Origin of the sequence: [Mycobacterium] manitobense (assembly GCF_025821665.1) — a bacterium.
In the GTDB taxonomy this organism is placed as follows: domain Bacteria; phylum Actinomycetota; class Actinomycetes; order Mycobacteriales; family Mycobacteriaceae; genus Mycobacterium; species Mycobacterium arseniciresistens.
The window spans coordinates 1-11,941 of record NZ_JACKSJ010000181.1 but is presented as its reverse complement, the minus strand read 5'-3'; the positions used below and the strand labels follow the sequence as shown (position 1 = coordinate 11,941).

The window sequence follows — 11,941 nt, the reverse complement described above, 5'->3', positions numbered from 1 at the left end:
CAACCTGTATTAAAACCGGTCGTGCGCCGCAAAACAAGGCAGACAGGCTGTTAATATTCAGCCGTGCCGAGTGAAGGCGACGGTCGTGCGCTGCGCAGCGAATCGACCCGGGCCGCCCTGGTCGCCGCCGCGCGAGCGTTGTTCGTCGACCGCGGCTACGCGGCGGTGTCCACCGGCGACATCGCCAAGGCGGCCGCCGTCACCCGCAACGCGCTGTACTACCACTTCCCCACCAAGGAGGCGGTGTTCCGGGCGGTCTACGAGGACGTCGAGCGGCAGCTGGCGAACGCCGTGCTCCCCGCCGCACTCGCCGAACCGACGGCCCGCCGCCGGCTCGAGGTCGGGTGCGAACGGTTCCTGGACGGCTGCCTCGACCCGGCGGTGGCCCGCATCAGCATCCTCGACGCCCCCGCCGCACTCGGCTTCGCGCAGATGCGCGAGATCGACAACCGCAACTACCTGAGCGCGCTGCGTGACGGCCTGCGCGCGGGGGTGGATGCCGGTGAGATCGCCGACCTGCCGGTCGACACGCTGGCGTCGATGATCATCGGCGCGCTCGACGAGGCGGCGCTGCTCATCGCGTCGTCCGACGATCCCCGGCGCGCGCGCCGCGATGCCGGCGCCGTCGCACGGGCACTGGTGGGCGGATTGTTCACCGCCGCAGGGGAAATCGGTTGAGCTAGCCGGCGCCGAACCACCTGCTCAGCGCCTGGCGCAGCCGCGACTCGTCGGCAACCTCGAAATCGTCCATCGCACAGGCCACGTACCCGTCGGGCCGGACGAGGAGCACCGCAGGCCCGCCGGCGATCCGGCCGGAGACCACGTCCACCCTGTCGGCCCACGGCCTCGCGCCGGTCGATGCGGCGCCGCCGGTCGCGTCGAGCAGGACGCCGCGGGCGTCGTGCAGCAGGTCGGTGACGCGGCGCCCGTCGTCGAGCACGAGATCGGGCACCATGAATCCGGACATCGGATGATCGTCGCCGACGTCATAGCGGACATCCGCACCCGCGAGGGTGCGTGCCAGGTGCCGCGCGACCTCGCGCTGACCCGCCAGTTCACCGAAGAGCTCACGCAGCGCGCTGACTTCGGGCCCCGGCGCGGCCAGCGCGAGCTGAGCCAGCGAGTGCATCATCACCCGCTCGCCCACCGGACGACGCTCGGACTCGTAGGTGTCGAGAAGCCCCTCGGGCGCCCACCCGTTCACCACCGCCGCGAGCTTCCAGCCGAGGTTGACGACGTCCTGCATGCCGAGGTTCAGACCGGGCCCACCCATCGGTGAGTGCACGTGCGCGGCGTCACCGGCCAGCAGGATACGTCCGGCCCGGTAGCGTTGCGCCAGCCGCGAATTGATCCCGTCGAGACGGCGCAACGCATGCGTGTCCGGCGTCCTGGGCGCCTCGATCGCCACGTCGACACCGAGCACCCGGCTCAGACTGTCCTGCAGTTCGGCGAGTGTCATCGGAGAATCGCTGCTGCCCGGCGTCCAGCCGTACTCGATGGTGCCGAGCATCGGCCGGTCGGGTTCGAGCGGGAACACCACGACGGTGCCGTTGTCGAATCTGCTGACGCCGAAGGCGAGTGTTCCGAAGCCCTCGATGTCGAAGCCGCGGCCGGGCACGAGTCGTGCGTCGGGCAGGTGGACGTGGGCGATCCTGCTGACGATCGGTGAGGTGTGGCCGGGGAACTCGATACCCGCGGCCTTTCGCACCATGCTGCGGCCGCCGTCGGCGCCGACCAGATAACCGGCGTCCATCCGGTGCCGCCGGTCCTGCGTGGCGACGGTCAGCGCCACGCCGTCCTCGCGAGCGTCCAGCGCGGTGAGCTCACTCCCCCAGCGGATGTCGACGCCCAGGTCACGCGCCCGCTTCTCCAGCAGGCAGACCAGCCGCGGCTGCGGAAGGATGAGCGCGTACATCGGATTGTCCTCGAGACCGAGGAAACTCAGCGACATCCCGGCGAACATCCAGCCGTGGGCCGGTTGCGGCGGTCCCGCGTCCCCGCCGAACGCGTGGTAGAGGCCACGCATGTCGAGTTGTCGGATCACCTGTCCGACAAGGCCGTTGGCCTTCGGTTCGGCGCTGGGTCCGGGCAGTGCGTCGAGCACGACCGGCCGGATGCCGGCGAGCGCCAACTCACAGGCGAGCAGCAGGCCGTTCGGTCCGGCTCCGGAGATGGCCACGTCCACGCGTTCGTCGGTCACGACGTCCTCCCGGTGGATCCGCTCGGCTCGGGCAGTCCCGCGGCCACCTCGGTGAACGCCGTACGCAGCAGATCAGTGAGGGCGACCGGGGGTTCGGCGCGCACGTAGGTCTCCATCGCCGCGTCGCCGACGGCGCGGATGACCGCCGCCACCAGTCGCGGGTACATGTCCTTCGCGGGGTCGGTGCCGGTCCGCTCGGCGATCGCCTCGAGCCACTCGTCGAACAGTTCCCTGTTGGTCGCGTCCCGGATCTCCGGGCTCAGCAGCAGCTTCCGGACCTCGGCGAGTTCTCGCCGGTCGGGAATCCTGCTCTCCTCGCTGTCGGCGGCACGGAAGTCGGCCTCGAGCGGACTCAGGACGGCTTCGGCGATCGAGGTCCACAGCGGCTCGCCGGCGGGCCGTCGCCGCAGTTCGTCGATGCTGTGTCGCAGCCGTTCGGTCTGGCGGTAGGCCAGCGCCTCGTACTTTCCGGTGAAGTAATTGTTGAACGTCCGCAACGACACGCCCGCCAGCTCAACGATCGCCTCGCGGGTGACGGCGTCGAAGCCGCGTTCGAGGGCGAGCGCGAGCGCGGCGTCGCTGAGCGCGCGGCGGGTGTCCGCCTTCTTGCGTTCCCGGAGTCCGGCCATGCGGCCACATTACATAATTTTGCACAGTAGGCAAGATTGCCCGGTGCGCAATTCTCAGCTGGTGCCCAGCGGATCGATCGTCCACGCGACATAGAACATGGTCGCGCTGACCGCCGCGGTGGTGACGAAGTCCGTTGCGCGCGAACGCACCACGAGAAGGCCGGCCCTGTCGTCGGAGAGCGCGAGGCGCAGGGCCGCCGCGACACCCACCCCGATGGCCATCACCAGCGCGCCGCGCCGCCAGTACCCGGCGACCACCAGGCCGAAGGCGGCGATGAGGATCAGGCCGACCGCCAGGATCGGCCACTGCCCCGCGAAGACCTTGCGGGCGAACTCCTTCGGGGTCATCGCCCCTTTTCGGCCCGCTCGACGACATTGGTCAGCAGGAACGCGCGCGTCAGCGGCCCGACGCCGCCGGGATTCGGCGACACGTGACCCGCCACGTCCCACACATCGGGCGCGACGTCGCCGACCAGCTTCCCGGCGTCGTCCCGGCTGACACCCACGTCGATCACCGCCGCGCCCGGCCGCACCATCTCGGCGGTCACCATGTGCGGCACGCCCGCGGCGGCCACGATGATGTCGGCCTCCAGGGTGAATTGCGGCAGGTGGCGGGTGGCGGTGTGGCACAGCGTCACCGTGGCGTTCTCCGACCGCCGCGTGAGCAGCAGGCCCAGCGGCCGGCCGACCGTGACGCCGCGGCCGATGACGACGACGTGCGCGCCGGCGATCTCCACCTCGAAGCGGCGCAGCAGGTGCACGATGCCGCGCGGGGTGCAGGGCAGCGGCGCCGGCTCGTTGAGCACCAGGCGACCGAGATTGGTCGGATGCAGCCCGTCGACGTCCTTGTCCGGATCGATGCGCTCGAGCGCGGCGTTCTCGTCGAGATGCTTGGGCAGCGGCAGCTGCACGATGTAGCCGGTGCACTCCGGGTTGGCGTTGAGTTCGTCGATGGTCTCGTCGAGGGTCGCCTGGCTGATGTCGGCGGGCAGGTCGCGCCGGATCGAGTTGATGCCCACCTTGGCGCAGTCCGCATGCTTGCCGCGCACGTAGGCCTGCGATCCGGGGTCGTCGCCGACGAGCACCGTGCCCAGCCCCGGCGTACGACCGGCATCGGTCAGCGCCGCGACGCGGTCTTTGAGGTCGACGAAGATCTCGTCGCGCGTGGCCTTGCCGTCCAACGTGATCGCACCCACGGCGTCCAGTCTCGCATGCGCTGTGACAGGCTCTGTCTTATGGACACTCAGCCCAATGTGTTCACTCCGGCCAAACTCGGCCCCGTGACGCTGCGCAACCGCATCATCAAGGCGGCGACATTCGAGGCGTCCACACCGGACGCCCTGGTCACCGACGACTTGATCAAATACCACCGGCTGCCCGCCGCGGGTGGCGTCGGCATGACCACGGTCGCGTACTGCGCGGTGACCCCCGGCGGACGCACCGACGGCTGGCAGATCTGGATGCGGCCGGAGGCGGTACCCGGGCTGCGACGGCTCACCGACGCCGTGCACGCGGAGGGCGCCGCCATCAGCGCCCAGATCGGCCACGCGGGTCCGGTCGCCAACGCCCGCACGAACAAGGCCAAGGCGCTGGCCCCGATGCGGTTCTTCAATCCCCTGTCGATGCGGTTCGCCAGGAAGGCCACCCGCGACGACATCGAGGCGGTCACCAGGGCGCACGCCAACGCGGCACGGTTGGCGATCGAATCCGGGTTCGATGCCGTCGAGGTGCACCTCGGCCACAACTACCTGGCCAGTTCGTTCCTGAGCCCGCTGCTCAACCACCGCAAGGACGAGTACGGCGGGTCGCTGGAGAATCGGGCGAAGGTCGCGCGCGGCGTGGTTCGTGCCGTCCGGGACGCGGTGGGCAACCAGATCGCGGTGACGGCGAAGCTGAACATGACCGACGGGGTCCGCGCGGGGATCCCGATGGAGGAGTCGCTGCAGACCGCCAAGTGGCTGGAAGAGGACGGCGGGCTCGATGCCATCGAGCTGACCGCAGGCAGCTCGCTGGTGAACCCGCTGTACCTGTTCCACGGCGACGCGCCGGTCAAGGAGTTCGCCGGTGCGTTCAAGCCACCGCTGAGCTGGGGCATCCGGATGACCGGCAAGAAGTTCCTGCGCGAGTATCCGTACCGCGAGGCGTTCCTCTTGGACAAGGCCCGGCAGTTCCGCGCCGAGCTGACGATGCCGCTGATCCTGCTGGGCGGCATCACCAACCGCGAGACGATGGACCTCGCGATGGCCGAGGGGTTCGACTTCGTGGCGATGGGCCGCGCGCTGCTGGCCGAGCCGGACCTGATCAACCGGATCCAGGCCGACGCGCTGGTCCGCTCGGCGTGCACGCACTGCAACAAGTGCATGGCGACCATCTACAGCCACACCCACTGCGTCGTCACCGGCGCGCCCGACGCCCTGGTCTGACCGCTCACTCCCGCGGCACCAGCGCGCGTGCGCAGTCCACGACGATGCCGTCGGCGGTGGCGGGAACGCGGCTGCGCGCCGCCAGGTGCCGGCGCACCACGGCCGACGGTATGTCGACCAGCGCGGCGGTGACTCGGTCGACCGGCCCACCCATGTCGCGAAGCTGTCGGATCATTCTGCGGTGCAGGGTTTTTCGACGGTCTTCGAGAACCGTCGGCCACTCAATGCGGCAGAACGCGTCGGGGCCGGCCAGCAGTACCTGCGCCTCGTCCGCGTGGTCGCGGCACCACTGCACGGTGTAGAGCGCGCCTGCGGCGACCCGGTCCTGCCGTTCGCCGGAGCGCTCGAGCACCGCGATCAGGCCGTTCTGGAACCGCTCCTCGGTGCGCATCCAGAGTTCGCCGCACAGTGCGGCGCGCGACGGAAAGCGGTGGTACATCGACCCGCTCGGCGCGTCGACCGCGCGGGCCACCGCTGACACCGTCACCGCTGCCGCGCCGTCCGCGGCGACGATCGCGGCGGCCGCGTCCAGCAGCTGGTCGACGGTGAATCGGGCTGGCCGCGGCATGGCGCACAGTTTATAGTAGAGATGTATCTCTAATACGGAAGGAATCCCGATGAGCGATCCCACAGGTGTGGCCCGGCGGTTCTACGCGGCGATGGCCGACGGTGACGGCAGTGCTCTGTTCGACGTCCTCGCCGAGGATTTCGTGGCCGACGTCAGCGCCGGCATGCCGCACGGCGTTGGCGGTGAACACCGCGGCGCCGCCGAGACCATCACCCAGGTGTGGGCCCGCATCGATTCCCTCTACGACGTCGACGTCGCGCCGTCGGAGTACCTGCCGGTCGACGACCACCGGGTGGTCGTGCTCGGCGCCTACCGGGGCTCTGCCCGCGACGGCGGGTCGACGGTGGACGCGGCGTTCGCCCATGTGATCACCGTGCACGGCGAGAAGATGACGGCGCTGCGGCAGATCACCGACACCGCCCGGTGGAGCGTGCCGCTTCCGGCCTAGCGGTAGCCGTCGATCACGAGGGTGCGGTTCTCACCCCTGCGGAACACCAGGTTCGCGCCGGATACGGGCAGGAGGCCTTCGACATCCGGAGCAGGTGTGCGAGTCACCTCGGCGCACGTGGTGCTGTCCAGGGTCACCAGGTTCGCGCGCTCCTGGTCGTACACGACGAAGGTGTCGCCGAAGGTGAGATGCACGGTATCGAAGCCGGTGCCCGTGAGCAGCGGGTAGCCGCTCGAGAACCCGCCGACCGTCGAGCACCGCTCGGAACCCCGGCCGTCGAACAACGTCAGCCGTTCGTCTCGACCGACGAGCTGCGTGCCGAGGATGTCGCCGTTGGGACCGGGAGCCTCTCTGAATGTCAACTCGCGCGGCAGATCGGTGATCGTCCGATCGACGACGTCGACGTATTGGTTCGTCTCCTGCGCCTGGGGATCGGACACCCGGACGAGGACACCGGAGCCGCTCAGCGCCGACCCGGATCCACTGGGGTAGGCGTTCGACGCGTCTTCCGGCGGCCCTTCGCGCAGCAGGTGGTCCCAGACAGTGCTGCCCGTCTGCGGATCGAGAACCGTCAGCCAGACGGCGTCCTGCTGGTTTTCGAAGCACGTCGACAACGAGACCAGGCGTTCGGCGGTGTCCATGTATTCGGTCGGGCACTCCGCATGCGGCGCGGAGACCGTCCACATCGGCTTCCCGGTCCGGGAGTCGGTGCGGGTCCACGTCCGGTCGTCGCGGTAGACCAGGTACGGCGGGCTGTCGGATCCCTTGGCGGTGTACAGCTGCCTGCCGCTTCCGCTCCACAGCTCGTCGCCGGTGACGGCGTCCAGCGCGACGACACTGGTTTCGCCACGCTTGTCCCCGCCGTCGATCCAGGCCACCACCGTCGCGCCGTCGTCGAACACCCGCACCGTCTCGACCCGCGACGCACCCGGGCCGGTACGTCGGTAGTGCCAGCGCTCGGCTCCGTCGGCGCCGTATGCCGTCACCGTGTCCGCTTTCCGCACGACGAAGCCGGCGCCGGCGGCCGCTGCACGGAACTGCGGATCGCCCCTGTCGTCGTAGGCGTCCGGAATCGTGACGGTGAACCGCTTCTGCCCCAGCGCCGTCGGGACCGGTGGGACATCGACGCCCGCGGCCGGGGTCGCATCGACGTAGCGGGCGTCGTCACCGGCGCGCACCGCCGCCACCGTCGTGGCTGAGGCAAGCACCACGCCGAGGACCGCTCCGATGGCGATCACCCGCATGTCCCGGCGCGACAGCAGCGGGATCCGCACGGCGACCAGCAGCACGGCTACCGCAGCGGCCGCCCCCAGGAGCCACGCGGCGACACCCGCGGGCAGTGCCGGGGTGACCGGATAGGTGCTCGTCACCCTCGCGTAGAACGAGGGGATGTCGACGCTGTAGATCCCGTACACAGCGAGGGCGAGGACGCCGGCCACCACCACAGGCCTCACGGCGCCGCTGCGCCGGGTGCGGCCCAGCCAGACGCTGACGACGGCGGCGGCCAGCAACGTGACGGCCGCGATCCAGACCACGACGGCCAGCGCGTCCACCGGCGAATCACCCAGCCGGGGCAGGCGCTCGATGTATCCCGGCCAGCCGCCGACATGCCGGGCCTGCTCGGCCTGCTGCCGGCTCCACAGCGCCAGGCCCGACGCCCACAGCAGCAGCGTGACCGCAAGTCCCGCGAACGCCGTCATCACCGTCTCCAGTGCCGCCCGCATCAGCCAGCCCAACTCGCCACGATCCACGCCGGTCATCGTCACACGCCGCGCTGCGCGGTAGCGGCGGCAATTCGGGCGGCGGTACCGATAGAGTTGGTCGCGATGAGCCGACCAGCACCGCCTGCGCTGACCGTTCGTTACGAGGGCTCCACCCGCACGTTCGCGCCGGGCAACGACGTCGTCATCGGCCGCGACCTGCGCGCCGACGTGCGAATCGCCCACCCCTTGATCTCCCGCGCCCACCTGGTGCTGCGGTTCGACCAGGGCCGGTGGGTCGCCATCGACAACGGCAGCCTCAACGGCATGTTCGCCAACGGCCGACGCGTCCCGTCCGTCGACATCCGCGACGGCCAGACCCTCAACATCGGCAACCCGGACGGCCCGCAGGTGTCATTCGAGGTCGGCCGCCACCAGGGTTCGGTCGGCAGCCCACCGCCGACCACCGCGGTGCCCGTCGCGCGCCCCAACACCGGCTGGAACACCCCGCCGCCGCACACCGCCCCGGGACGTCCTCACATCGCGACACCGCCCACGTCGCGGCCGCAGCAGCGCTACCCGACCGGCGCGCAGCAGGGGTATCCGCCGTCGTCGCAGCAGCGGTACCCGACGGGTCCGGCATCGCATCAGACGCGGCCGCCGATGTCGCAGCCGATCTCGCAGCAGTCCAGTGAGCCGGTCACCCGCATGGGGCCGACGGCGGCGCCGCGCTCGAGCGACGGCGGCAATCTGGCCACCAGCATGCTCAAGATCCTGCGGCCCGGACGGACGCCGGAGACGCCGGCGGGAGCGGTGAAGATCGGTCGCGCGACCGACAACGACATCGTGATCCCCGACGTGCTGGCCGGGCGCCACCACGCCTCGCTGGTGTCGACCGCGCAGGGCACCGAGATCGTCGACAACCGCAGCATCAACGGCACCTTCGTCAACGGTTCGCGGGTCGATTCGGCGTTGCTCCAAGAGGGCGACACCGTCACGATCGGCAACGTCGACCTGGTGTTCAGCGGCGGCACACTGGTCCGGCGCACCGAGACCGCGGCCGCGACGGCCACCGGAGGCCTCGACGTGCACGGCGTCACCTGGACGATCGAGAACAACAAGACGCTGCTGGACAACATCTCCCTGACGGCGCGGCCGGGCACGCTCACCGCGGTGATCGGCCCGTCGGGCGCGGGCAAGTCCACCTTCGCCCGGCTGGTGGCCGGCTACACCCATCCGTCCAGCGGAACGGTTACGTTCGAGGGCCACAACGTGCACGCCGAGTACGCCTCGCTGCGCTCCCGCATCGGGATGGTGCCGCAGGACGACGTCGTGCACGGGCAGCTGACCGTGCGTCAGGCGCTGATGTACGCCGCCGAGCTGCGGCTGCCGCCGGACACCACCAAGGCCGACCGCGAACAGGTCGTCATGCAGGTGCTCGAGGAGCTCGAGATGACCAAGCACCTCGAGACCCGGGTCGACAAGCTCTCCGGCGGTCAGCGCAAGCGGGCGTCCGTGGCGCTCGAGCTGCTGACCGGGCCGTCGCTGCTGATCCTCGACGAGCCGACCTCGGGTCTTGACCCGGCGCTCGACCGCCAGGTGATGACGATGCTGCGCCAGCTGGCCGACGCGGGTCGCGTCGTGCTGGTGGTCACGCACTCGCTGACCTACCTCGACGTCTGCGATCAGGTGCTGCTGCTGGCGCCGGGCGGGAAGACCGCCTTCTGCGGGCCGCCCGCGAAGATCGGCGCGGCGATGGGCACGACCAACTGGGCCGACATCTTCAGCACGGTGGCCGGCGATCCCGATGCCGCCCAACAGCGGTGGCTCGAACTCAACGGCCCACCACCCGCCCAACCGCCGGCCGATCAGCCGGCCGACCTCGGCGAGCCGTCGAAAACCAGTCTGCGAAGGCAGTTCTCGACGATCGCGCGGCGCCAGATCCGGCTCATCGTTTCCGACCGCGGCTACTTCATCTTCCTTGCGCTGCTGCCGTTCATCATGGGCACGCTGTCGCTCTCGGTGCCGGGCACCGTCGGCTTCGGCGTCCCGAACCCGATGGGCGACGCACCCAACGAGCCGGGCCAGGTGCTGGTGCTGCTCAACGTCGGTGCGATCTTCATGGGCACGGCGCTGACCATCCGCGACCTCATCGGCGAGCGCGCGATCTTCCTTCGCGAGCAGGCCGTCGGCCTGTCCACCACCGCGTACCTGCTGGCGAAGGTCTGCGTCTACTCGATCTTCGCGATCATCCAGTCCGCCATCGTCACCGGTATCACGATCGCGGGCAAGGGATTCGGCGAGGGCGCGGTCGAAAAGGGTTCGGTGCTGGGCAATCCGTCGCTCGAGCTGTTCTTCGGGATGGCCGCGACGACGGTGACCGCGGCGATGGTCGGCCTCGCGTTGTCGGCGCTGGCCAAGACCAGCGAGCAGATCATGCCGCTGCTGGTGATCGCGATCATGTCGCAGCTGGTGTTCTCCGGCGGCATGATCCCCGTGACGGGCCGCATCGGCCTCGACCAGATGTCATGGATCACCCCGGCCCGCTGGGGCTTCGCCGCGTCGGCGTCGACGGTGGACCTGATCAGACTCGTGCCCGGACCGCTGACGCCGAAAGACTCGCACTGGGAACACACCGGCGGCACCTGGCTCTTCGACATGGGGATGCTCGCGGCCCTCAGCATCGGCTATCTGACGTTCGTGCGGTGGAAGATCCGGCTGAAGGGCGCCTGAGCGCTCCTCTGACCTACGGGTGGCTGGCCGTCCTGTTGGTCACCACACGGCTGCAGCGGGCGGCAGGGCGGAAGCGGTCACGCTTGCTGCGCCAGCAGTCGACGAATCTGCATCACCTGTCGCGGGAGCCGCTGCGGGTGCTGGTCGCCAGCCTCTTCTGGCTCGACGGACGACGCTGGTGGCCTTACGTGCCGGTGTACGCGGCGGTGCTGGCGCCCGCCGAGCGGCGGATGGGGTCGGGCCCGTGGTTGCTGGTCGGGCTCACCGCGCACATCGTCGGCACGGTCGCAGGGCAGGGATATCTTCGCCGGTCGATCCGGACCGGGCAGGCGCCTTCCCGGCTGGAGAACGCACGCGATGTCGGAGTCAGTTACTTCGTCCTGGGAGTCGCCGGTGCGGCGTCGCGGTACCTCCCCCGCCGGTATCGCGCCGGCGCGCAGGTGCTGGGTGCCGGTGCGCTCGTCGTCGATGTCGTCGTTCAGCCGACCTACACCGAGGTGGGGCACCTGACGGCATTTCTCACGGGGTTGGGTCTGACGAGACTGGCGCGCTAGTCGTTTCAGAGTTATCCCCAATGTCGGATTCGCCGCTGTTGCGCGTCATACCCCTCTGCGATAATCAAATGTATGTTCGATCCGGCGCAGGCAAGCTTCGACCAGGTGCTGGCCGTCGCGCGTCCGGAGTCGGTCGAAGCACGCGAACTGATCTCCGCGGTGGTGGCGGCGGCGCGCCGGGAGAATCAGCAGGCCGCGGCGCGGTTGACCGCGATCGGCGAGGTGTACGCGGTGCGGTTCGCCGAGCGCGATGAGCTCAGCGACCAATGGGCCGTGGACACCGAATCCGCGGTGGCCGTCGAGATCGGCGCGGCACTGAACATCGCCTACGAGCGGGCCAAGGATCAGGTCAGCCTCGCCCGCGGACTGCGTGAACGCCTACCGTTGGTCGCGGTCATGTTCCGCGCCGGTGAACTGACCCTCGACATCGTCACCACTCTGCTGCAGCGCACGACCCTGATCACCGACCCCGCCGTCTTGACCCACGTCGACGCCACCCTGGCCGGTGCGGCGGCCCGGCTGATGCGGCTGAGCTACGGCCAGGTGTGCGGATATGTCGACCGCGTCATCGCCACACACGATCGGGATGCGGTGCGGCGCCGCCAGAAAGCAGCCGACGAGCGTGAGATCTGGGTCATCGACGGCCTCGACGGCATGAGCAGTATCGGCGGCACCATGCCCACCGC

The 11,941-nt window shown here is 69.8% G+C and carries 12 protein-coding genes; 6 read left to right on the top strand and 6 right to left on the bottom strand.

The window, feature by feature from the left end; genetic code table 11:
- Window positions 1-63: 63 nt before the first annotated feature.
- Window positions 64-678, top strand: a complete 615-nt coding sequence (locus tag H7I41_RS20630; RefSeq protein ID WP_264014483.1) for a TetR/AcrR family transcriptional regulator — start codon at window positions 64-66, stop codon at window positions 676-678.
- A gap of 1 nt (window position 679) precedes the next feature.
- On the opposite strand, the gene H7I41_RS20625 is transcribed toward H7I41_RS20630, so the two are convergent.
- From H7I41_RS20625 to H7I41_RS20610, 4 genes are read right to left on the bottom strand one after another with little or no spacing between them, the layout of a single operon-like run.
- Window positions 680-2,200, bottom strand: a complete 1,521-nt coding sequence (locus tag H7I41_RS20625) for an FAD-dependent monooxygenase (protein ID WP_264014482.1) — start codon at window positions 2,198-2,200, stop codon at window positions 680-682.
- Window positions 2,197-2,829 (bottom strand): acyl-CoA-like ligand-binding transcription factor, encoded by a 633-nt coding sequence (locus H7I41_RS20620; RefSeq protein ID WP_264014481.1) that lies wholly within the window; start codon window positions 2,827-2,829, stop codon window positions 2,197-2,199. The genes H7I41_RS20625 and H7I41_RS20620 overlap by 4 nt, the downstream gene beginning before the upstream one ends.
- A 54-nt stretch (window positions 2,830-2,883) precedes the next feature.
- A complete protein-coding gene (locus H7I41_RS20615) occupies window positions 2,884-3,177 on the bottom strand; it encodes a DUF3017 domain-containing protein (RefSeq protein WP_264014480.1) in 294 nt (97 codons plus the stop codon).
- Entirely contained in the window at window positions 3,174-4,025 is an 852-nt protein-coding gene (locus H7I41_RS20610) for a bifunctional methylenetetrahydrofolate dehydrogenase/methenyltetrahydrofolate cyclohydrolase (RefSeq protein ID WP_264014479.1), read from the bottom strand. Before H7I41_RS20610 ends, H7I41_RS20615 begins: the two co-directional genes overlap by 4 nt.
- A gap of 39 nt (window positions 4,026-4,064) precedes the next feature.
- Here H7I41_RS20610 and H7I41_RS20605 point away from each other — a divergent pair, with 39 nt between their 5' ends.
- Window positions 4,065-5,252, top strand: a complete 1,188-nt coding sequence (locus tag H7I41_RS20605) for an NADH:flavin oxidoreductase (RefSeq protein WP_264014478.1) — start codon at window positions 4,065-4,067, stop codon at window positions 5,250-5,252.
- 4 nt (window positions 5,253-5,256) lie between these two features.
- Here the strand turns inward: H7I41_RS20605 and H7I41_RS20600 are convergent, their stop codons facing one another.
- Window positions 5,257-5,820, bottom strand: coding sequence for a TetR family transcriptional regulator (locus H7I41_RS20600; RefSeq protein ID WP_264014477.1), 564 nt, complete (start codon window positions 5,818-5,820; stop codon window positions 5,257-5,259).
- 49 nt (window positions 5,821-5,869) lie between these two features.
- Between H7I41_RS20600 and H7I41_RS20595 the strand changes: the two genes are divergently transcribed.
- Entirely contained in the window at window positions 5,870-6,268 is a 399-nt protein-coding gene (locus tag H7I41_RS20595; protein WP_264014476.1) for a nuclear transport factor 2 family protein, read from the top strand.
- On the opposite strand, the gene H7I41_RS20590 is transcribed toward H7I41_RS20595, so the two are convergent.
- Window positions 6,265-8,028 carry a PQQ-binding-like beta-propeller repeat protein gene (locus H7I41_RS20590; protein WP_264014475.1) on the bottom strand — a complete coding sequence of 588 codons (1,764 nt, stop codon included), beginning with the start codon at window positions 8,026-8,028 and terminating at the stop codon, window positions 6,265-6,267. The two genes, H7I41_RS20595 and H7I41_RS20590, sit on opposite strands and share 4 nt — an antisense overlap.
- A 66-nt stretch (window positions 8,029-8,094) precedes the next feature.
- Here H7I41_RS20590 and H7I41_RS20585 point away from each other — a divergent pair, with 66 nt between their 5' ends.
- The 3 genes from H7I41_RS20585 to H7I41_RS20575 all read left to right on the top strand — a co-directional run.
- On the top strand, window positions 8,095-10,701 hold the full coding sequence (locus tag H7I41_RS20585) for an ATP-binding cassette domain-containing protein (RefSeq protein ID WP_264014474.1): 2,607 nt from the start codon (window positions 8,095-8,097) through the stop codon (window positions 10,699-10,701).
- A complete protein-coding gene (locus H7I41_RS20580; RefSeq protein ID WP_264014473.1) occupies window positions 10,674-11,255 on the top strand; it encodes a rhomboid-like protein in 582 nt (193 codons plus the stop codon). The genes H7I41_RS20585 and H7I41_RS20580 overlap by 28 nt, the downstream gene beginning before the upstream one ends.
- Before the next feature lie 72 nt (window positions 11,256-11,327).
- Window positions 11,328-11,941, top strand: a 614-nt coding sequence (locus H7I41_RS20575; RefSeq protein WP_264014472.1) for a DUF222 domain-containing protein, incomplete at its 3' end; no start/stop codon positions are given.